This window comes from Cognatitamlana onchidii, from assembly GCF_004804355.1.
Taxonomy (GTDB): domain Bacteria; phylum Bacteroidota; class Bacteroidia; order Flavobacteriales; family Flavobacteriaceae; genus Cognatitamlana; species Cognatitamlana onchidii.
Genome location: NZ_SRWZ01000003.1, coordinates 91443 through 112036, shown reverse-complemented (window position 1 = coordinate 112036; position 20594 = coordinate 91443). Strand labels below are relative to the sequence as shown.

Sequence of the window (20594 nt, the reverse complement as noted above, 5' to 3'; positions counted from 1 at the left end):
AAATAAATGTAGCTTTTTGTTTTAAAATTTTGAAGCAAAAAATTACATTTGCTAGATAAAATTAATAACGAAAAATAATCTCTTATGAGTGTTTTAGTAAATAAAAATTCAAATATTATAGTTCAAGGTTTTACAGGTAGTGAAGGAACGTTTCATGCTGGTCAAATGATTGAATATGGAACAAACGTTGTTGGTGGAGTAACACCAGGTAAAGGGGGTCAGACGCATTTAGGAAAACCTGTGTTTAATACAGTATTAGAGGCTGTTGAACAGGTAAATGCAGATACCACCATAATTTTTGTTCCACCAGCATTTGCAGCCGATGCTATTATGGAAGCTGCTGATGCGGGTATTAAAGTGATTATTACCATAACTGAAGGTATTCCAGTAGCAGACATGATAACTGCTTCAAATTATATTAAAGGCAAAGATTGTAGATTAATTGGACCTAACTGCCCTGGAGTGATTACACCTGGAGAGGCTAAAGTAGGTATTATGCCAGGATTTGTCTTTAAACAGGGTAAAGTTGGAATTGTTTCAAAATCTGGAACTTTAACCTATGAAGCTGCTGATCAAGTGGTAAAGCAAGGCTTAGGTATTACTACTGCTATTGGTATTGGAGGAGATCCTATTATTGGAACAACTACAAAAGAAGCAGTTGAGTTATTAATAAATGATCCTGAAACAGAAGCCGTTGTTATGATTGGTGAAATTGGAGGGCAATTAGAAGCCGATGCTGCAAACTGGTATAAAGAAAGTGGAAGCAAGAAGCCTGTTGTTGGGTTTATTGCTGGAGAAACTGCTCCTGCCGGCCGTACTATGGGTCATGCTGGAGCCATTGTTGGAGGAAGTGATGACACAGCTCAGGCCAAGAAGAAAATCATGAGAGCCTGTGGTATTCATGTAGTAGATTCTCCTGCTGAAATTGGAAAGAAAATAGCTGAAGTTTTAGCTTAAATTAAATATTTTGAATGTAAAAACCTTGCAAGTCTTGTGAGGTTTTTTCATTTCATGCCATTTGTATTTGCTATATTTGAATAAATCAACATATAATAACTAACTAGACAATAGATATGAAATTATTAGAAGGAAAAACAGCAATTGTTACTGGGGCTAGCAGAGGGATTGGTAAGGGTATTGCTCAGGTTTTTGCTCAGCAAGGTGCCAATGTTGCTTTTACTTACAGTTCTTCTGTGGAAGCTGCTAATGAATTGGAAAACGAATTAATTGCTTTAGGTGTTAAAGCCAAAGGATATCAAAGTAATGCAGCTAGTTTTGACGAAGCACAAGAATTAGCAGCGAATGTAGCTAGTGAATTTGGAAGCATTGATATTTTGGTTAACAATGCAGGTATTACCAAGGACAACCTATTAATGAGAATTTCTGAAGAAGATTTTGATAAAGTCATTGAAGTTAACCTAAAATCTGTTTTCAACATGACCAAGGCGGTGCAGCGCACTATGCTAAAACAACGCAAAGGATCCATTATAAATATGAGCTCGGTTGTAGGTGTTAAAGGAAATGCAGGTCAGACTAATTATGCGGCTTCAAAAGCTGGTATAATCGGGTTCTCAAAATCTGTAGCTTTGGAATTAGGCTCAAGAAATATTAGAAGTAACGTTGTGGCTCCCGGCTTTATTGAAACAGAAATGACCGCTAAATTGGACGAAGAAGTGGTTAAGGGGTGGAGAGCCAGTATTCCATTAAAAAGAGGCGGGACCCCCGAAGACATTGCCAATGTTTGTGTATTCCTTGGAAGTGATATGAGTGCTTACGTAACTGGTCAAACATTAAATGTTGATGGAGGTATGCTTACATAACTTGAAATGGATATGTAAATTGCGATTTATTACTCTGAAAAGAGCTCATAATTAAAAAATCGTAAATGCAAATAGAAATCATATTGTACATTATAATTTCTGGAGTTATAGCCCTGTTATTGGCACTTTTCCAGTATTTTAACAAGAAGAAAAGCATGACAAGATTGAGCATGCTTTTTTCTTTTTTAAGGTTTATTACTATATTTTCTGTTTTACTTCTACTTTTAAATCTTAGTTTCAAACAGAACGAAACTTACATTGAAAATCCCGATTTAGTTATTGCGGTCGATAATTCAATTTCCATCAAGCATTTAGGCTATGGTAATGAGGCTATAAGCCTAGTTAAAAAACTAAAAGAAAACCAAGACCTTAACAATAGGTTTAATATCTCGACGTATAGTTTTGGAGAAAGATTCAAGTTATTAGAAGACTCTCTAAAATTTCTTGATAATCAAACGGATATTTCTCAGGTCTTCAAGCAGTTATTACAGATTAATAAAAATAAAATAGCTCCAACCATTTTAATTACAGATGGTAATCAAACATTGGGTAACGATTTTTTATGGACTTCAAGTAATTACGAAGAACCTATATACCCAGTTATTTTAGGGGACACAATTACATATACCGATATTAAGATTCAAGAATTAAATGTAAACAAATATGCTTTTCTCAAGAATAAATTCCCTGTAGAAGTTATTGTAGTTTATAACGGAAATAAAGAGCTTAATTCAAAATTTGTTATTACCAGTCAGAGTCAAATCGTTTTTTCAAAACCACTAAACTTTTCTAAAACTAATAATTCTCAAATCATTAATTTAACATTACCTGCAAATCAAATAGGTGTTTTAAACTACAAAGCTGAAATTGTACCCATAGATAATGAGAAAAACAAGACTAATAATATAAAAAACTTCGCTGTTGAAGTTATAGATCAAAAAACTAATATTGCCTTGGTCGCCAACATGTCTCATCCAGATTTAGGAATGTTAAAAAAGAGCATTGAGCATAACGAACAGCGGTTTGTTAAGGTTCTAGACCCTGAGTCTGTTGAGAGTCAAATAAATGATTTTGAGTTATTTATAATATATCAACCAAACTATAAGTTTAAAGAAGCTTATAATAGTATAATAGAGGCAAATAAAAATATTTGGCTTGTTGTAGGACCTAAAACAGATTTTGGGTTTTTAAATGCAACTTCAAAATACTATAGCCTTGAAACTACTAATCAAGAGGAGTTTTATCAGCCCAATTTAAACAAGAATTATTCGCCATTTATTATTAATGATATTGGGTTTAGTTCGTTTCCTCCATTGCGTTCAAATTTCGGAGACATCATATTTAATAATGCTTATGAAACTATTTTGTTTAAAAGTTTAAATGGGATACCCACAGAATTACCCTTATTGGTTAGCCTTGAAGATGCGGGAAGGCGAGAAATTGTATTATTCGGAGAGAATATTTGGCAATGGCGCGCACATAGCTACTTGCAAAATCAATCGTTTAACGATTTTGATAGTTTTATTGGTAAAATAGTTCAGTATTTAGCATCGAAACAAAAAAGGACGCGACTAAATATTGATTATGAATCGTTTTATAATGGTAACTCAAATGTTTTAATCAAGGCCGAATATTTTGATAAAAATTTTGTTTTTGATTCAAGGGAAGTTTTAAGCATAGAGCTAGTAAATAGTGACGACAAGGAGCGTAGAGAGTTTCCTGTGATTCTTAAAAACAAGTATTACCAAGTCGATTTGAGCGGGCTTAAACCTTCAAAATATAACTTTACAATTAAAGCTTCTAGAAGTAATATTGCCAAATCTGGGTCGTTTCAAATTTTAGATTTTAAGGTAGAAGAACAATTTCTTAATGCAAATACAGCTAAATTAAAACAGGTTGCTGAGTTATCTTCAGGTAAAGCATATTTTATATCTAATACGGATAGTTTAGTTACCCACTTAATGAATGATAAACGCTTTGTGGCTATTCAAAAAAGCAACAAAAAAAGCATACCTTTGATAGACTGGAAGTTGCTATTAGGTATAATAACACTTTCTTTAAGCGCAGAATGGATTTTAAGAAAATATAACGGATTAATTTAATGGATTTAAAAAAACAATCAAAGACTGTTTTAATAACAGGTTCGGCAACTGGAGTTGGGGCAGCTGCTATAATTGAGTTTGCTAAGAGAGGCTGGAATGTTGTTATTAACTATTCGAGAAGTGAAAATGAAGCTTTGGCACTTTCCAAAGAATGTGTTAGTTTGGGAGTAAACACTTTAGTTTGCCAAGCAAATGTTGGTATTGATGCAGAATGTAAACAACTTGTTAGTAAAGTAATCGATACTTTTGGTAGGGTGGACGTTCTGGTAAATAACGCTGGAACCACCAAATTTTGTGACTATAACGACTTAAATGGCTTAACGGAAAAAGATTTTTATGATGTCTATCAAGTAAATGTAGTTGGAGCCTATCAAATGGTAAAGTATTCAGCGCCACATTTAAAATCAGTACAGGGGTCTGTTGTAAATATTTCATCAATGAGCGCTATTTCAGGTGTTGGAAGTTCAATTGCGTATTCTGCCTCAAAGGGAGCTTTGTCTACTATGACACTATCGCTTGCGCACGCTCTAGCACCAGATGTTCGTGTAAATGGGATTTGCCCCGGGTTCATTCAAACTAGGTGGACAAAAGACTTTTTGGGTAAGCGCTACGAATCTGTAAAAAAAGAATTCGAAAAAGCAGCACTCATAAATAAGACATCTTTACCTGAAGATATAGCAAAAGGAATTATATATTTGGCAATAGATGCCAAAACCACTAGTGGGCAACTGTTAACCATTGATGGAGGGCAGTTGGTAAATCAAGGTAAAATTTAAAAAAAATTAAAAAAAGTAACTATGGAAAAATTACCAAAAGTAGCCTTGCCTTTTATTTTGGCAGGAATTGTATTAGTCATTGTTTTAACCAAATCTGCAGTAACCATTGGATCTGGTGAGGCGGGAGTGCTGTACAAGACATTTGGAGGTGGAGTTGTTACAGAAGAAGCCCCTTTAGGTGAAGGGTTTCATATTGTTGCTCCATGGAATAAAGTATTTATTTATGAGGTGAGACAACAAGAGTTAACGGAGCGTATGAAAGTGTTATCATCCAATGGACTAGATATTCAACTGGAGGCAACAGCATGGTATATGCCAGAAACTGAAAATTTAGGGAAACTCCATCAAGAAAAAGGAGCCAATTACTTAGAACGCGTACTAAAACCAGCTATTCGTTCTGCAACAAGAAGTGTTGTGGGTAGATATACGCCTGAGCAAATATACTCTTCAAAAAGAGATGCTATTCAACAAGAGATATTTGATGAGACAAAAAAAATTGTAAATGATCAATATATCGAATTGGTGGAAGTACTTGTAAGAGATGTAACTTTACCAACGGCAATTAAGGATGCGATTGAGCGTAAGTTAGGACAGGAGCAAGAATCTCTAGAATATGAATTTAGGCTAGTAACAGCTCAGAAAGAAGCTGAAAAACAGCGAATTGAAGCACAAGGAAAAGCAGACGCTAATAAAATTTTAAGTGCCTCTTTAACAGATAAAATTCTTCAAGATAAAGGTATAGAAGCTACTATTAAATTATCCGAATCTCCAAACAGCAAAGTTATAGTTATTGGTTCTGGTGAAAGTGGCATGCCTATTATATTAGGGAATCAATAGAACGTAGTTTATTTAGTATTTATCTTCATATTTTGATGATAATTGAATTTTTTAAAAAGAATATCAAATAATTTTTAAATGTGATAAGATTTCTATTTATAATTTGGATTTAATTAGATATTTTATTGATATTTGCAGCGTAAAACAAGATTATGACTTTTATTCATTTACATCATCATTCTCAAATTTGCTCTCAAGCGAAGTGAAAATGTATTGAATAAAATCAACATATATTTTAAACCCGTTTGAGACAATCAAGCGGGTTTTTATTTTTAAAATCTAACACGATTGTTTCAAACTCATAAAAAGAACAAAATGAGTAAACTAAGGATTGCAGTTCAAAAATCGGGTCGATTAAACGAGGATTCGATGAGACTATTAAAGGATATTGGTATTTCTATTGAAAACGGAAAAGACCAATTAAAAGCTTCTGCTAAAGGGTTTCCTGTTGAAGTGTTTTATCTAAGAAATGGTGATATACCTCAATATTTAAAGGATGGTGTAGTAGATGCTGCCATTATTGGAGAAAATGTTTTAATCGAAAAAGGAGAAGGTATTGGTGTGGTTGAAAAACTAGGATTTTCCACCTGTCGTGTTTGTATTGCAGTACCAAAGGCCTATAATTACAATAGTATAAAAGACTTGGAAGGTAAGCGTATTGCAACTTCTTATCCTAATACGGTACAAATGTTTCTTGATAAAAATGGCGTCAATGCAAATTTGCACATTATTAATGGTTCTGTTGAAATTGCACCAAATATTGGACTTGCAGATGCTATTTGCGATATTGTGTCTAGTGGAAGTACGCTGTTTAAAAACAATTTAAAAGAAGTCGACACGATTTTAAAATCTGAAGCTGTGCTGGCGGTATCTCCCAAATTAGATGATGAAAGACAAGTTATCTTAGAGAAGATTCAATTTAGAATTAAATCGGTTTTAAAAGGAAGAAATTCTAAGTATGTGTTGCTCAATGCACCTAATGAAAAAGTTAAGGAAATTATTGATGTACTTCCAGGAATGAAGAGTCCTACTGTTTTACCTTTAGCAGAAGAAGGTTGGAGCTCCATTCACTCGGTAATAAGCAAAAACCAGTTTTGGGATGTTATTGACGATCTAAAAGCTAAAGGCGCACAAGGTATTTTAGTATGTCCTATCGAAAAAATGGTGTTATAATAGCTATTAGTAAAAGCCTATTTAAATGCAAAAAATTGAAAATCCAAATAGAAACAGCTGGTCTAAAATCTTAAAGCGTCCAACACAAACTGTTGGGGATATTGAAGGTATAGTGACTCAAATTTTTAATGATGTTTCAGAACGAGGAGATCTGGCTATTAGCGAATACACTGCTAAATTTGATGAAATTGTTTTAGAATCTCATGTTGTTACCTCCATAGAAATTGAAAAAGCTGTTAAAAAAGTTCCTGAGAAATTAAAGAATGCCATAAAGCAAGCAAAGCAAAATATTGAAGTGTTTCATGCTGCCCAAAAAACATCAAAAGTAACTATTGAAACAACGAATGGTGTAGATTGCTGGCAAGAGAAAAGACCCATACAGAAGGTAGGTCTTTATATTCCAGGAGGAACGGCACCATTGTTTTCAACGGTATTAATGTTGGCTGTCCCTGCACAAATAGCGGGCTGTAAGGAAATTATTTTGTGTTCGCCACCCAATAAACAAGGCGCATTGGCTCCTGAAATTTTATTTGCTGCACAACTGTGTGGTGTAACAAAAATTATTAAAGTTGGTGGTATTCAAGCCATTGCAGGTTTAACCTTCGGGACAACAACCATTCCTAAGGTTTACAAAATATTTGGGCCAGGAAATCAGTTTGTAACCGTAGCTAAACAAATTGCTACTAAGTATGGTGTAGCAATTGATATGCCTGCTGGCCCTAGCGAATTATTGGTGGTTGCTGATGAATCTGCTAATCCGGCTTATATAGCATCAGACCTTTTAAGTCAGGCAGAGCATGGTACAGATAGCCAGGTGATTTTAGTGTCTACTTCAAAGCACATTATAGATGAAGTAGAAGAAGAAGTTGAAAAGCAATTAGCTGTTTTACCACGTAAAGCCATAGCAGAAAAAGCAATTGCAAATTCAAAATTGATTTATGTTGATACTGATGAAAAAGCATTGGATATGATTGATGAGTACGGACCAGAGCACTTTATCATCTGCTGTAAAAATGAAGATTTATATATTGATGGTATATGTAATGCAGGCTCTGTATTTATTGGTGATTATACGCCTGAAAGTGCTGGAGATTATGCCTCAGGAACCAATCATACATTACCAACAAATGGATTTTCAAAAGCTTATTCTGGAGTGAATCTAGATAGTTTCATGAAAAGTATGACCTTTCAGAAAATATCAAAAGAAGGGCTTTTGAATATAGGAGAAACTATTGAGTTAATGGCGAAAGCAGAAGGTTTACAGGCACACAAAAATGCGGTAAGCATTCGATTAAAGGATTTGAAGTCATGAATATTCAAGATTTAATAAGACCAAACGTAAAGGCACTAAAACCCTATTCATCGGCAAGAGATGAATATCAGGGTAATAGCGACGATATGGTGTTTTTGGATGCAAACGAAAATCCGTTTGAGAATGGTGTGAACAGGTATCCTGACCCGCAACAACGTACAGTTAAATCCTTGCTTTCAAAAATCAAGTCTATTCCCCAAAAAAATATACTTTTAGGAAATGGAAGCGATGAAGTATTAGATTTGATTTACCGTGCCTTTTGTGAACCAAATCAAGATAGTATTATCATACTGCCACCAACTTACGGCATGTATAGCGTATTGGCCAACATTAATGCTATTGGTATAAAACGTGTCGAATTAGATGCTAATTTTGAGCCAAGAGTCGACGCTATATTGGATATAGCAGATGCTAATTCCAAATTGTTATTCCTTTGTTCACCAAACAATCCTACAGGCAATAGTTTTAAGGCTAAATCCATTGAAAGGCTAATCAAGGAGTTTAAAGGTATTGTAGTGATTGATGAGGCTTATATTGATTTTTCGAATGAAGAAAGTTGGGCGAGTAGATTAGAAGAATTTCCAAATTTAATTGTGACTCAAACCTTATCTAAAGCCTATGGAATGGCAGGAATTAGATTAGGTATTTGTTATGCTTCAGAAGAAATCATATCTATTTTAAATAGAATTAAACCCCCTTACAACGTCAACGAATTAACTCAAAAAAAAGCGATTGCTCAATTAGAGCAAAATGAAATTACAAAACAACAAGTTGCAGATATTTTGAGGGAACGTGATGTTTTGACTGAGAAGTTAAAAGAGATAAATTTTGTGTCTAAAATTTATCCAACCGATGCGAATTTTGTTTTAGCTAAAGTTGATGATGCCACGAAACGTTACAATCAGTTGATTGAAAAGGGGATTGTAATTAGAAATAGAACAACTCAACCTGGTTGTGAAAATTGTTTGCGTTTTACAGTTGGAACTGAAGCTGAAAATGAAAAATTAATTGAAGTTATGAAAATGTTATAGCTGTTGGAAATTAGCTAATAGCTAACTGCCAATAGCCAAAAGCTATAAAGCAATGAAAAAAGTATTATTTATAGACAGAGACGGAACATTAGTTTTAGAACCACCTGTAGACTATCAATTAGATAGTTTAGAGAAGTTAGAATATTACCCAAAGGTATTTCAATACATGGCGAAAATTGCCAGTGAGTTGGATTATGAATTGGTTATGGTTACCAATCAAGATGGGTTAGGGACAGATAGTTTTCCTGAAAACACGTTTTGGCCTGCTCAAAATAAAATTATTGATGCCTTTAAAAAAGAAGGAGTGGAGTTTTCTGCAATTCATATTGATAAAACGTTTCCACATGAAAATGCGAATACACGTAAACCAAGAACTGGATTGTTAACCCAGTACTTTTCTGAAGACTATGACTTAGAGAGCTCCTTCGTTTTAGGTGATAGAATTACCGATATGGAGTTAGCAAAAAACCTTGGAGCTAAAGGTGTTTTTATGGCCAAAGACCCAGAATTAGGAATCGATGAAATTGAAACATCTAAACAAGATATTACAGACTGTATTGCTTTAACAAGTACAGATTGGAAAGAAATATATGAGTTTTTAAAACTTAAATCAAGAGTTAAGGAAATAACACGTAATACTAATGAAACTCAGATTTATATAAAATTAAACCTGGATGGGTCTGGTAAGAATAATATCGACACAGGTTTATCTTTTTTCGATCATATGCTAGACCAAATCGGGCGCCATGGTGCCATGGATTTAACCATTAAAGTTGATGGGGATTTAGAAGTTGACGAACATCATACCATTGAAGACACCATGATAGCTCTTGGTGAATTATTTAATAAAGCCTTAGGTGATAAATTAGGTATCGAGCGCTATGGTTTTTGTTTACCAATGGACGATTGCTTAGCACAAGTAGCTGTAGATTTTGGAGGGAGAAATTGGTTAGAATGGGATGCAGAATTTAAACGCGAAAAGATAGGAGATATGCCTACCGAAATGTTTTTTCATTTATTTAAATCGTTTACCGATGGTGCGAAATGTAACTTAAACATAAAAGCAGAAGGCGTTAATGAGCATCATAAAATTGAAGGTATTTTTAAAGCCTTTGCTAAAGCGATGAAAATGGCGGTAAAACGTGATACCAACAAGATGTTTTTACCAAGCACAAAAGGAATGTTGTAAAATAGCTTTTAGCCTTTAGTTACTAGCATTTTGCTAATAGCTGAGAGCAAAAAGCCAAGAGCTTATAAATGAAATTAGTTATAATAGATTACGGCGCAGGAAACATAAAAAGCATTCAATTTGCTTTTAAACGTTTAGGGTATGATACTTTGCTGTCAAACGATCCAGAAGAAATTAAAGCTGCTGATAAAGTAATATTTCCAGGCGTAGGAGAAGCAAGTTCTGCAATGGAAATGCTTAAGGAAAGTGGTTTAGATAAACTGATTCCTAATTTGAAACAACCAGTATTAGGTATTTGTTTAGGTATGCAATTAATGTGTTTACATACTGAAGAAGGTAACACCATCGGTTTAGGTATTTTCCAAACCAACGTTAAACGGTTTTCAGATGATGTGAAAGTACCTCAAATGGGGTGGAATGTTATTAAAGATTTAAAGTCAGATTTATTTAAAGACATTAAGGAAAGTGAGTATATGTATTTAGTACATAGCTATTATGCAGAACATTGTAATGAAACCATAGCAAAAACAGATTATGGTATTAATTATGCGTCGGCGTTGCAACATGAGAATTTTTATGGAACGCAATTTCATCCTGAGAAGAGTGGTTCTAAGGGAGCAAAAATTCTCGAGAATTTTTTGAACCTTTAGAATCGTCCTGAACTTGTTTTCAGGATCTTTGCAAATGGCTAAATATTAATGGTACAAATTATCAAATAAAAATAGAACGGTATTATTATGTTGGATATACCGAAAACCTAAAACAAAGATTAAGTGAACATTTAAACGGAAAAGGAGCTTTAGTTACTTAAAAGTATAATGTTTTAGATTTGATTTATTTTGAAGAGTTTGATGCGATGCAGGAAGCCAGAAGTAAAGAAAAACAATTAAAAAATTGGCATAAACAATGGAAATGGAGTTTGATTAAAGCATCAAATCCAAATCTTTTAAGAATAGAAATTAATAAAAAGACCCTGAAATAAATTTAGGGTTGATTAACAAGTTAATCAATGCGAATAATACCAGCAATAGATATTATTGAAGGAAAATGTGTAAGGTTATCCAAAGGTGATTACAGCACAAAGAAAATATATAACGAAAATCCACTAGAAATTGCAAAGCAATACGAAGATCACGGAATTGAGTATTTACATTTAGTGGATTTAGATGGTGCAAAAGCAAGTCATATTGTAAACCACAAAGTTTTAGAAACCATCGCAACTAAAACCAATTTAAAGATTGATTTTGGCGGTGGACTAAAAACGGATGAAGATTTAAGAATTGCGTTTGAGTCTGGAGCTGGTCAAATTACAGGAGGAAGTATTGCCGTAAAGAAACCAGAGATTTTTAAAAGTTGGTTATCAAAATTTGGAGCAGATAAAATAATTTTAGGTGCCGATGCTAACAATGAAAAAATTGCCATAAGTGGTTGGTTAGAAGAATCTAATGAAGAGTTGATTCCTTTTGTAGAGAACTATATGAGGGAAGGGGTGTCTTATGTAATTTGTACTGACATTGCTAAGGATGGTATGTTAGAAGGTCCGTCGTTTGATTTATATAAAAAGATGTTGAAAGCATTAAATGGTGTAAAACTTATAGCTTCCGGAGGTATTTCAAAATTTGACGAATTACCAAAATTAGCAGCATTGGGCTGTGAAGGTACCATAATAGGCAAGGCCATTTATGAAAACAAACTAAGTCTTAAACAACTTGAAAACTATATTGTAAATGTTAACTAAGCGAATAGTACCCTGTCTGGATATCAAAAACGGACGTACCGTAAAAGGGGTCAATTTTGTAGATTTACGCGACGCTGGAGACCCAGTAGTATTGGCAAAACAATATGCCGACCAAGGAGCCGACGAGTTGGTGTTTTTAGATATTGCAGCCACTTTAGAAAATAGAGGAACTACATTAGATATGGTGGTTCGTGTGGCGGAACAAGTTAACATTCCCTTTACGGTAGGTGGCGGCATATCGAGTGTAGAACATGTAGATGCTTTATTAAAAAATGGCGCAGATAAAGTATCTATTAATTCATCCGCAGTAAAACGTCCAGAATTAGTTAATGAGCTAGCGGATAAATTTGGAAGTCAGTGTGTGGTAGTTGCTATTGATGCCAAAGAAATAGATGCTGAATGGTTCGTGCATCTTGCTGGAGGCACCATTCCAACAGATATCAAATTATTTGAATGGGCCAAAGAGGTGGAGAAGCGCGGAGCTGGAGAAATTTTATTTACATCAATGAATCATGACGGTACTAAAAATGGGTTCGCCAATAAATCACTTGCTAAACTATCAGAGATGCTTAATATTCCAATTATAGCCTCTGGTGGCGCTGGTAATGTGCAACATTTTGTAGATACGTTTAAAGAAGGTAAATCTGATGCCGCTTTAGCAGCTAGTGTATTTCACTTTGGAGAAATTCCCATTCCTAAACTAAAAAAAGAATTGAAAAAACATAATATAGAAGTGCGACTTTAGTCATCTTGCTGAAATGATTTCAGCCATAAACAAAATAAAGATTATGGAAATAAAATACGATCAAAGCGGACTAGTACCAGCAATCATTCAAGACGCTACAACAAGAAATGTGTTGATGCTGGGGTATATGAACGAAGAAGCTTATCAAAAAACTTTAGAGATTAAAAAAGTAACTTTTTTTAGTAGAAGTAAACAGCGTTTATGGACCAAAGGAGAAGAAAGCGGTAATTTTTTAGAGCTAGTTTCAATAAAAAATGATTGTGATAATGATTCGTTATTAATTACTGTAAATCCTGTGGGTCCTACTTGTCATAAGGGAACGGGTAATTGCTGGGGAGAAGAAAATGAGCAATCTTACGGATTCTTTTCAACTTTAGAAGATGTGATTACTGAGCGTGTTGCTAATAAAGATACTACAAAATCATATGTAGCGAGTTTGTTTTCAAAAGGTATTAATAAAGTCGCTCAAAAAGTAGGAGAGGAGGCTGTGGAAACAGTTATTGAAGCAATGGATAATAATGATGAATTATTCCTTTATGAGTCTGCCGATTTACTATTTCATTACCTCATGCTGCTCCAGGCTAAAGGATTTACTTTAAAAGATATTGAAAACGAATTAAAAGGACGACACAAATAAATATTTGTGGGATTTGCTAAAAAATATTTCTATGTGATTGATATCCAATACCTAGGATATCGTTTTCATGGGTGGCAAAAACAACCAGATGTGAAAACATTGCATCTTATGGTTGATAGAACCTTAAATTTTATTTTGGAAGGTAAGCCTTTCAAAAGTTTAAGTTCCGGAAGAACTGATGCCATGGTGTCTGCAGAACAGGCGACGTTCGAATTGTTTTTGGAAGACCCAATTCAAGATCAAGACGTTTTTTTAGAACTCTTTAATTATAATTTACCTCAAGATATTAGGGCTTTAAAAATTAGAGAAGTTGATGCTAAGTTTAATATCATCAATAACCCAAAAATAAAAGAATATCTCTACCTATTTACCAACGGAGAAAAGTGCCACCCGTTTTGTGCGCCCATCATGACTACTATTCTTGATGATTTGGATATTGAGTTGATGAAACAAGGCGCTCAATTATTTGAGGGCGAAAATTATTTATGGTCTTACTGTTTTAAACCCACCGATAAGGGCATTTATACACGCGAGATATTAAAGTGTGAGTTGGTTGAAAATACAATTTATACGGCTAACTACTTTCCAAAAAAGTCATACCTACTTAAGGTGAGAGGTAAAGGTTTTATGCGTAATCAAATTAGACTGATGATGGGTACTTTAATTGATGTGGGCAAAGGCAAATTAACACTCCAAGATATTAAAGATAGTCTTGTGCCTGATAGTAAAATTAAAATGGATTACATTGCTCCAGCTTCTGGATTGATTTTAAATAAAATTGATTTTGAATAGTTTTGTTTTGTAATTTAGAAGTCTTGTTGTCGACATAATTTCACAAATTCATCAATCATAACTTTTTAAAATGAATCCTACACTCCCTAAATCCGTTTTCACTTTTTTTAAAAAACTAGAGAAAAATAACAATAGAGACTGGTTTAATGAAAACAAACCTGAGTTTAAAGCTATTGAAGCAGAAGTAAAGCAATTTTATAATACTATTTTTGAAGGCTTAAGCAAGCACGATGATATCGATAAATTAAAAATCTTTAGAATTTATCGCGATGTGCGTTTTTCAAAAAATAAACTACCATATAAAACACATTTTGGAGGTTCTTTTCACAGAACAAAACCGCGACTAAGAGGCGGCTACTATTTGCATATCCAGCCCAATAATCAAAGTTTTATTGCTACAGGGTTTTGGGAACCAGCTAAAGAAGATTTGCTAAGAATACGTAAGGAGTTTGAGATGGATGATTCTGAAATCCGTGAGATTTTAGCGAACAAAAGATTTAATACTATTTGGGGTGATTCCTTTGTTGGAGATGAGGTAAAAACAGCTCCCAAAGGCTTTAGTAAAGAGCATAAGGCCATAGATTTAATAAAGAAAAAGCAATATATATTTACTAAAAAGTATACAGATAAAGAAGTTTTAGATGCTGGATTTTTAGATGATGTTAACGCATCCTTTAAAGCCATTCGTCCATTTTTTGATTATATGAGCGATGTGCTTACTACGGATTTGAATGGGGTGTCGTTAATAGACTAAACTGCAGCCAGTAACTTAGGAGTTTCAAATAATTGAATCTGACTAAGCAAACGTTCTTTAACAATATTCATCATACGTTTGTTTAAAGCTGAAGAGTTTTCAATATACACTAAGTATTCTTCAACAGAGAACAATCCAATAATCATCCCTTTCATAGAATTTCGAAACTTCATATCTTTTTGAACCGCATTTTCGATATAGTCAATACGCTTTTCTAAAGTCAATTCGTAAAAAACATTTTTATGCTTTGCTACATAGTTTCTAAAAACTTCAATCAACAAATCGTTTTGAAATTTAATAACTGGGCGTAGTACAGAATTTTGAAAACGCTCGTCATTACTCATGTTGTCATTAATTGTAGCACTTGAAATTTCGGGTCTAATACCTTTAATGTGTAATTGTCTAGAGTCCATATATAGAAGATTTGGACTTAAAATTATCGAATAATTACAACCTATATTAACAATTTACTGATAGTTGTTAACCAGGTTATTAACATAAAAGGTCGAAAATTCAAGTTTTCGACCTTTTATTTAAGCTATTCTAAAGTTGTGATAAGCCGCCATCTACTTCTAAATCAACACCGTTAATATATGAAGCATCACTTGAGGCTAAAAACAGAGCTGTAGTAGCTATTTCGTCTGAGGCACCAAAACGTCCTAAAGGTACTTGAGCACTCATGTCTTTTCCAAATCCATCTAGTACATCTTGCGGTAATCCCATTTTTCCATAAATTGGAGTTTCAACTGGACCAGGGGAAATGGTATTCACTCTAATACCTCTTGATTTTACTTCGGTCGCTAATACTTTTGCAAAAGAGCTTAAGGCGCCTTTAGTTGCTGAATATACACCAAAGCCTTCAAACCCTTTTTGTCTTACAATAGAGCTTGTAAATAGTATGGTACTATTGTCATTTAAATGCGGTAAAGCTAATTTAGACGCCATAATAGGGCCCTTTACATTAATATCAAATAGAATATTGTAATGTGCTTCAGTCACATCTGCGATTGGAGTTGGTGGGGCAATACCTGCATTGAGATAAAGAATGTCAATTTTACCATATTTTGCTACAGCCTGGTCAATAAGATTCTTATTATCTTCTGTTTTACTAACGTCGGCTACAACCGTTATAAAATCTCCTTCTAAATCTTTGGTAGCTTCGTCTAAAGCATTTTCACGCCTTCCAGAAATTACCACTTTAGCTCCTTCTTTTAAAAATAATTTAGCGGTTGCTAACCCAATACCGCTATTGGCTCCTGTAATAACGGCTACTTTGTTTTCTAGTTTACTCATAATTATAAATATTTATTTGAAACAATCGTTTCAAATTGAATTAAAAAAAATTAAATTAATGTTTGTATAATCGTGTTCTTAATACTTTCTAGTTCAGGTTTATCCGAAATTAAAATACCAGTCATTCTAAATCCTTGTATACTGGAGTAAAGGTATAAGGCATATTCTTTTGACGACTTATTTGTGTTTATAAGCTGTTCTTTTTGACCCTTGCTAACTAAATTTTCTAAAAATGTGAGCATATCACTTTGATTTTTGAATAAAAAATCAGTGATAGACACATCATGATTTGCCATTTCGGACGCACAATTAACAATAAGACACCCCTTATCATGTACATTCTTAATTATCTCTTCAATGTAAACATCAAAAATTAACGCTATGGCATCTAAAGAATTTGACGCTGTACTTAGCTTATCCGAAAGGTGGTTGTTGGATCTACTCTTATAGGTTTTTAAACATTCTAAAAAAAGGTTATGCTTGTTTTCAAATGAGTTATAAATACTGGATCTGTTTAGCCCGGTGGCATCCACAATATCTTGCATAGATGTAGCATTAAACCCTTTGTCATGAAAAACATTGGTAACCTGCTCAATAACTAAATCTCTGTTAAATGTTTCTACTTTTGGCATTTTATTTGAAATGAACGTTCCAAAATTAAAAAAATATCTAGAATACTAATGTTAAAATTTAGTTATTTTTGGAAAAAAGGAATTAAATGAAATTTGGCAGCGTAGAAAACCCTCAAGATATTGATTTTACTTTACCACAAGATCATCCTGAAACTAAAGCGGTTTTAAATAGAGATAAGCGTGCTAATACGCCTGAAATATACGTTGGGTGTGCCAAGTGGAATAGAGCAGACCTTAAAGGCTTTTATCCCAGAGGAACAAAAGATGAATTGGGGTATTACGCAACCCAGTTTAATGCAATAGAATTAAACGCCACGTTTTACAGGATTTTTCCTGCTGAACAATTCTCAAAATGGTACGATAAAACGCCTAAGGGATTTAAGTTTTTTCCCAAATTAAATCAAGAAATTAGTCATTGGAAGCGTTTAAATGAAGTTACTCAAGTGGTTGACAACTATTTATATAATGCTTCAAATTTAAAAGAAAAATTAGGCACTGTCTTTCTACAAATGCACTCTAATTTTGCGCCCAAAGATTTCGATAGGGTAGTTAACTTTATTGAATCATGGCCAAAGGAAATTCCTTTGGCTGTTGAATTTAGACATCCCAATTGGTATAATGATAGTAATGTATCCGATGAGTTGTACCAACTTCTTGAATCTCATTATATCTCTAATATTATTGTAGATACTGCTGGTAGGCGCGACTTAATGCATATGAGGCTAACTAACGCCACAGCTTTTGTTAGGTATGTTGGAGCGAATCATGCATCAGATTATTCAAGATTGGATGATTGGGTAGAGCGTCTTAAATTATGGAAAGCACAGGGAATTAAAGAAATTGATTTTTTTATTCATCAAAATATAGAAAAAGAGTCTCCCTTACTATCCGCTTACTTTTTAAAAAAAGTAAATGCGGCTTTGGGGTGTAATCTTACCATTCCTAACCAAGAAACTCAAAAAACACTATTTTAATATAAAACCAAATTATGCGATTTCATACTAGAAAATGGATTAAACCAGAAGACTTAAATGCTAACGGTACACTTTTTGGCGGACGGTTATTAGAGTGGATAGACGAAGAAGCAGCTCTTTACAGTATTGTACAATTAGAAAACCAAAAAGTAGTTACAAAATACATTAGCGAAATAGATTTTAAGGCTTCAGCAAAACAAGGCGATGTTATTGAAATAGGTATAAAAGCTGCGAAATTTGGACGTGCATCTTTAACCTTAAGTTGCGAAGTAAGAAATATGAGAACACGAGAAACAATCATAACAATTTCTAACATCGTGATGGTAAATGTTGGAAAAGATGGTAAGCCATTACCACATGGAAAAACCAAGGTAGAGTACGTAAAAGACCGATTGTAAAAAACAACTAAAATTCCTCTTTAAAAATTATAGCCAAAAAAATGTTTTCATTGCATAAAATGCAATTATTATGGTGTTCATTAGTTATTTTATAAAAAATAAATAACAAATAGCTTTTAAGTTTTGAATAACTCTAATAAACTATAAATTTGTAGACTTTTATGATTCGCTATGCTAGGTAAAACCTGCAAATTGAAGACAAATACGAAAATTTAAACTATTTATGAGCAAGACATTATTTGACAAAGTATGGGATTCGCATGTGGTTCGCAATATTGAAGATGGACCAGATGTATTCTTTATTGACCGTCATTTTATACATGAAGTAACGAGTCCAGTAGCATTCGTTGGCTTAAAACAAAGAGGAATTGGGGTTATGTATCCAGAGCGTACCTTTGCTACCGCCGACCATAACACCCCTACATGGAATCAGCATTTACCAGTGGCCGATCCATTATCTGCAAATCAATTGGAAGCTTTAGCGAACAATGCTGCCGAATATGGAATTTCACACTGGGGCTTAGGACATAGAAACAATGGTATTGTTCATATTGTAGGTCCTGAAAATGGTATTACATTACCAGGTTCTACTATAGTTTGTGGAGATTCGCATACCTCTACCCATGGTGCTTTTGGGGCCATTGCTTTTGGTATTGGAACTTCTGAGGTTGAAATGGTATTGTCTACACAATGCATTATGCAACCAAAACCAAAAAAAATGCGTATTAATGTTAATGGTGAATTAGGTTTTGGAGTAACACCTAAAGATGTAGCTTTATATATCATTTCTCAACAAACAACTTCTGGAGCCACCGGATATTTTGTAGAATATGCTGGCGATGTTTTTGAAAATATGTCTATGGAAGGCCGTATGACAGTTTGTAACTTATCTATTGAAATGGGTGCTCGTGGAGGTATGATTGCTCCAGATGAAAAGACGTTTGAGTATATAAAAGGAAGAAAGCACACACCAAAAGGCGCTGATTGGGATAAAGCTATGGCTTATTGGGAAACGCTTAAAACGGATGACGACGCCGAGTTTGATGTAGAGTTTACTTATAATGCTTCTGATATAGAACCTATGATTACCTACGGAACTAATCCAGGTATGGGTATTGGGGTTACACAATCAATTCCTAATGCTGATGAGGTAGAAGGTGGTGTTGAAACATATAAGAAATCATTAGGCTATATGCAGTTTAATGAAGGGGAAAACATGATTGGCAAGCAGGTAGATTATGTGTTCTTAGGATCGTGTACCAATGGCCGTATTGAAGATTTTAGAGCTTTTTGTTCTATTGTAGAAGGTCGTAAAAAAGCAGATAACATCACCGCTTGGCTAGTACCTGGGTCTCATAAAGTGGTGGACCAAATTAAAGAAGAAGGTCTCGACAAGATTTTAGATGAAGCTGGTTTTGTATTAAGAGAACCAGGTTGTTCTGCTTGTTTGGCTATGAACGATGACAAAGTACCTGCTGGGAAATTAGCGGTATCAACATCGAATCGTAATTTCGAAGGACGTCAAGGACCAGGGTCTAGAACCTTATTGGCATCACCTCTTGTGGCAGCTGCTACAGCGGTTCAAGGTGTAGTCACAGATCCAAGAACATTAATAGAAGTAACAGCCTAAAAGGCAATGGCTTTTGGTTTTACCAATAGCTTAATTTAATTTAAATAAAAGATATTGCCAATGGCGAAATGCTACTGGCTAAAATCAAAAATAATATGGCTTACGATAAATTTGAAGTATTAACAAGTACAGCATATCCGCTACCTATTGAGAATGTGGACACCGATCAAATTATACCGGCTCGTTTTTTAAAAGCAACAGAGCGCAAAGGATTTGGAGATAATTTCTTCCGTGATTGGAGATATGATTCTGAGGGTAATCCCATTGCCGATTTTCCTTTAAACGATGCTAAATATGCTGGTTCTAAAATTTTAGTAGGAGGAAAGAACTTCGGTTCTGGTTCTTCAAGAGAGCATGCTGCATGGTCTGTTTATGATTTTGGATTACGATGCGTAATTTCATCGTTCTTTGCAGATATTTTTAGAAATAACTGTTTAAATATTGGGGTTTTACCAGTTCAAGTATCTCCAGAATTTGCACAACAATTATTTGACGCTATTGAAGCGGATCCTAAAACTGAGATAAAAGTTGATCTACCAAATCAAACAGTTACCTTAGTTGCAACAGGAGCTTCTGAATCTTTTGATATTAATGGTTATAAGAAAGGAAATATGCTCAATGGTTTTGATGACATTGATTATCTTCAAAACATGAAAGATGAGGTCAAAACATTTGCAGAAACAAGACCATTTTAAACAGTGGTAAAACAATTAAACATATAACAATTTCGAAAAAGCATTCCATTTAATTATGAAATGCTT

At 34.1% G+C, this 20594-nt stretch carries 22 protein-coding genes and 1 pseudogene; 20 read left to right on the top strand and 3 right to left on the bottom strand.

Annotation, left to right across the window (positions count from 1 at the left end; all coding sequences use genetic code 11):
- Positions 1 to 84: 84 nt before the first annotated feature.
- The 16 genes and pseudogenes from sucD to E5D58_RS06705 all read left to right on the top strand — a co-directional run bounded on the left by sucD (position 85) and on the right by E5D58_RS06705 (position 14906).
- Complete coding sequence (gene sucD, locus E5D58_RS06780; protein WP_136481092.1) at positions 85 to 957, top strand: succinate--CoA ligase subunit alpha; 873 nt, start codon at positions 85 to 87, stop codon at positions 955 to 957.
- 116 nt (positions 958 to 1073) lie between these two features.
- Complete coding sequence (gene fabG / locus E5D58_RS06775) at positions 1074 to 1820, top strand: 3-oxoacyl-[acyl-carrier-protein] reductase (RefSeq protein ID WP_136481091.1); 747 nt, start codon at positions 1074 to 1076, stop codon at positions 1818 to 1820.
- A gap of 65 nt (positions 1821 to 1885) precedes the next feature.
- Positions 1886 to 3922, top strand: coding sequence for a VWA domain-containing protein (locus E5D58_RS06770; protein WP_136481090.1), 2037 nt, complete (start codon positions 1886 to 1888; stop codon positions 3920 to 3922).
- A complete protein-coding gene (locus E5D58_RS06765; protein WP_136481089.1) occupies positions 3922 to 4698 on the top strand; it encodes an SDR family NAD(P)-dependent oxidoreductase in 777 nt (258 codons plus the stop codon). Before E5D58_RS06770 ends, E5D58_RS06765 begins: the two co-directional genes overlap by 1 nt.
- A 21-nt stretch (positions 4699 to 4719) precedes the next feature.
- Entirely contained in the window at positions 4720 to 5535 is an 816-nt protein-coding gene (locus E5D58_RS06760) for a prohibitin family protein (protein WP_136481088.1), read from the top strand.
- Between the two features lie 315 nt (positions 5536 to 5850).
- Positions 5851 to 6708 (top strand): ATP phosphoribosyltransferase, encoded by an 858-nt coding sequence (hisG, locus tag E5D58_RS06755; protein WP_136481087.1) that lies wholly within the window; start codon positions 5851 to 5853, stop codon positions 6706 to 6708.
- 25 nt (positions 6709 to 6733) lie between these two features.
- Positions 6734 to 8020 carry a histidinol dehydrogenase gene (hisD, locus tag E5D58_RS06750; RefSeq protein ID WP_136481086.1) on the top strand — a complete coding sequence of 429 codons (1287 nt, stop codon included), beginning with the start codon at positions 6734 to 6736 and terminating at the stop codon, positions 8018 to 8020.
- Positions 8017 to 9051 (top strand): histidinol-phosphate transaminase, encoded by a 1035-nt coding sequence (gene hisC / locus E5D58_RS06745; RefSeq protein ID WP_136481085.1) that lies wholly within the window; start codon positions 8017 to 8019, stop codon positions 9049 to 9051. Before hisD ends, hisC begins: the two co-directional genes overlap by 4 nt.
- Before the next feature lie 52 nt (positions 9052 to 9103).
- Positions 9104 to 10240, top strand: a complete 1137-nt coding sequence (hisB, locus tag E5D58_RS06740; RefSeq protein ID WP_136481084.1) for a bifunctional histidinol-phosphatase/imidazoleglycerol-phosphate dehydratase HisB — start codon at positions 9104 to 9106, stop codon at positions 10238 to 10240.
- 68 nt (positions 10241 to 10308) lie between these two features.
- Positions 10309 to 10890, top strand: coding sequence for an imidazole glycerol phosphate synthase subunit HisH (hisH, locus tag E5D58_RS06735; protein WP_136481083.1), 582 nt, complete (start codon positions 10309 to 10311; stop codon positions 10888 to 10890).
- Between the two features lie 44 nt (positions 10891 to 10934).
- Positions 10935 to 11222 (top strand): annotated as a pseudogene (locus tag E5D58_RS15215) (GIY-YIG nuclease family protein).
- Positions 11223 to 11249: 27 nt separating this feature from the next.
- Complete coding sequence (gene hisA / locus E5D58_RS06725; protein WP_136481082.1) at positions 11250 to 11978, top strand: 1-(5-phosphoribosyl)-5-[(5-phosphoribosylamino)methylideneamino]imidazole-4-carboxamide isomerase; 729 nt, start codon at positions 11250 to 11252, stop codon at positions 11976 to 11978.
- Positions 11968 to 12723, top strand: a complete 756-nt coding sequence (gene hisF, locus E5D58_RS06720; RefSeq protein ID WP_136481081.1) for an imidazole glycerol phosphate synthase subunit HisF — start codon at positions 11968 to 11970, stop codon at positions 12721 to 12723. The genes hisA and hisF overlap by 11 nt, the downstream gene beginning before the upstream one ends.
- Positions 12724 to 12736: 13 nt before the next feature.
- Entirely contained in the window at positions 12737 to 13360 is a 624-nt protein-coding gene (hisIE, locus tag E5D58_RS06715; protein WP_136481080.1) for a bifunctional phosphoribosyl-AMP cyclohydrolase/phosphoribosyl-ATP diphosphatase HisIE, read from the top strand.
- A gap of 6 nt (positions 13361 to 13366) precedes the next feature.
- On the top strand, positions 13367 to 14152 hold the full coding sequence (locus E5D58_RS06710; protein WP_136481079.1) for a tRNA pseudouridine synthase A: 786 nt from the start codon (positions 13367 to 13369) through the stop codon (positions 14150 to 14152).
- A 70-nt stretch (positions 14153 to 14222) separates the two neighbouring features.
- The gene (locus E5D58_RS06705) at positions 14223 to 14906 is read left to right on the top strand and encodes a DUF2461 domain-containing protein (RefSeq protein WP_136481078.1); all 684 of its coding nucleotides are present in this window, start codon (positions 14223 to 14225) and stop codon (positions 14904 to 14906) included.
- Here the strand turns inward: E5D58_RS06705 and E5D58_RS06700 are convergent.
- The 3 genes from E5D58_RS06700 to E5D58_RS06690 form a co-directional block, all read right to left on the bottom strand.
- Entirely contained in the window at positions 14903 to 15319 is a 417-nt protein-coding gene (locus E5D58_RS06700; protein WP_136481077.1) for a glyoxalase, read from the bottom strand. The genes E5D58_RS06705 and E5D58_RS06700 overlap by 4 nt on opposite strands.
- Positions 15320 to 15449: 130 nt before the next feature.
- Complete coding sequence (locus E5D58_RS06695; protein ID WP_136481076.1) at positions 15450 to 16199, bottom strand: SDR family NAD(P)-dependent oxidoreductase; 750 nt, start codon at positions 16197 to 16199, stop codon at positions 15450 to 15452.
- Between the two features lie 50 nt (positions 16200 to 16249).
- Positions 16250 to 16831, bottom strand: coding sequence for a TetR/AcrR family transcriptional regulator (locus E5D58_RS06690; RefSeq protein WP_136481075.1), 582 nt, complete (start codon positions 16829 to 16831; stop codon positions 16250 to 16252).
- Between the two features lie 86 nt (positions 16832 to 16917).
- Here E5D58_RS06690 and E5D58_RS06685 point away from each other — a divergent pair, with 86 nt between their 5' ends.
- The 4 genes from E5D58_RS06685 to leuD all read left to right on the top strand — a co-directional run bounded on the left by E5D58_RS06685 (position 16918) and on the right by leuD (position 20528).
- Positions 16918 to 17805: a DUF72 domain-containing protein gene (locus tag E5D58_RS06685; protein ID WP_136481074.1), complete on the top strand. Its 888-nt coding sequence runs from the start codon at positions 16918 to 16920 to the stop codon at positions 17803 to 17805.
- A gap of 14 nt (positions 17806 to 17819) precedes the next feature.
- Positions 17820 to 18203 carry an acyl-CoA thioesterase gene (locus E5D58_RS06680; protein WP_136481073.1) on the top strand — a complete coding sequence of 128 codons (384 nt, stop codon included), beginning with the start codon at positions 17820 to 17822 and terminating at the stop codon, positions 18201 to 18203.
- A gap of 223 nt (positions 18204 to 18426) precedes the next feature.
- Positions 18427 to 19833: a 3-isopropylmalate dehydratase large subunit gene (gene leuC, locus E5D58_RS06675; RefSeq protein WP_136481072.1), complete on the top strand. Its 1407-nt coding sequence runs from the start codon at positions 18427 to 18429 to the stop codon at positions 19831 to 19833.
- A 95-nt stretch (positions 19834 to 19928) separates the two neighbouring features.
- On the top strand, positions 19929 to 20528 hold the full coding sequence (gene leuD / locus E5D58_RS06670; RefSeq protein ID WP_136481071.1) for a 3-isopropylmalate dehydratase small subunit: 600 nt from the start codon (positions 19929 to 19931) through the stop codon (positions 20526 to 20528).
- The last annotated feature ends 66 nt before the right edge of the window (positions 20529 to 20594 follow it).

Bases quoted from the DNA above. Each gene is read 5' to 3' on its own strand.
- hisF (WP_136481081.1), top strand. From the start codon at position 11,968: ATGTTAACTAAGCGAATAGTACCCTGTCTGGATATCAAAAACGGACGT.
- hisD (WP_136481086.1), top strand. From the start codon at position 6,734: ATGCAAAAAATTGAAAATCCAAATAGAAACAGCTGGTCTAAAATCTTA.
- leuD (WP_136481071.1), top strand. From the start codon at position 19,929: ATGGCTTACGATAAATTTGAAGTATTAACAAGTACAGCATATCCGCTA.
- hisA (WP_136481082.1), top strand. From the start codon at position 11,250: ATGCGAATAATACCAGCAATAGATATTATTGAAGGAAAATGTGTAAGG.
- E5D58_RS06690 (WP_136481075.1), bottom strand. From the start codon at position 16,831: ATGCCAAAAGTAGAAACATTTAACAGAGATTTAGTTATTGAGCAGGTT.
- E5D58_RS06695 (WP_136481076.1), bottom strand. From the start codon at position 16,199: ATGAGTAAACTAGAAAACAAAGTAGCCGTTATTACAGGAGCCAATAGC.
- E5D58_RS06680 (WP_136481073.1), top strand. From the start codon at position 17,820: ATGCGATTTCATACTAGAAAATGGATTAAACCAGAAGACTTAAATGCT.
- hisG (WP_136481087.1), top strand. From the start codon at position 5,851: ATGAGTAAACTAAGGATTGCAGTTCAAAAATCGGGTCGATTAAACGAG.
- E5D58_RS06770 (WP_136481090.1), top strand. From the start codon at position 1,886: ATGCAAATAGAAATCATATTGTACATTATAATTTCTGGAGTTATAGCC.
- E5D58_RS06765 (WP_136481089.1), top strand. From the start codon at position 3,922: ATGGATTTAAAAAAACAATCAAAGACTGTTTTAATAACAGGTTCGGCA.
- hisC (WP_136481085.1), top strand. From the start codon at position 8,017: ATGAATATTCAAGATTTAATAAGACCAAACGTAAAGGCACTAAAACCC.
- E5D58_RS06705 (WP_136481078.1), top strand. From the start codon at position 14,223: ATGAATCCTACACTCCCTAAATCCGTTTTCACTTTTTTTAAAAAACTA.
- sucD (WP_136481092.1), top strand. From the start codon at position 85: ATGAGTGTTTTAGTAAATAAAAATTCAAATATTATAGTTCAAGGTTTT.
- hisB (WP_136481084.1), top strand. From the start codon at position 9,104: ATGAAAAAAGTATTATTTATAGACAGAGACGGAACATTAGTTTTAGAA.
- E5D58_RS06760 (WP_136481088.1), top strand. From the start codon at position 4,720: ATGGAAAAATTACCAAAAGTAGCCTTGCCTTTTATTTTGGCAGGAATT.
- E5D58_RS06685 (WP_136481074.1), top strand. From the start codon at position 16,918: ATGAAATTTGGCAGCGTAGAAAACCCTCAAGATATTGATTTTACTTTA.
- hisH (WP_136481083.1), top strand. From the start codon at position 10,309: ATGAAATTAGTTATAATAGATTACGGCGCAGGAAACATAAAAAGCATT.
- leuC (WP_136481072.1), top strand. From the start codon at position 18,427: ATGAGCAAGACATTATTTGACAAAGTATGGGATTCGCATGTGGTTCGC.
- hisIE (WP_136481080.1), top strand. From the start codon at position 12,737: ATGATTTCAGCCATAAACAAAATAAAGATTATGGAAATAAAATACGAT.
- fabG (WP_136481091.1), top strand. From the start codon at position 1,074: ATGAAATTATTAGAAGGAAAAACAGCAATTGTTACTGGGGCTAGCAGA.
- E5D58_RS06700 (WP_136481077.1), bottom strand. From the start codon at position 15,319: ATGGACTCTAGACAATTACACATTAAAGGTATTAGACCCGAAATTTCA.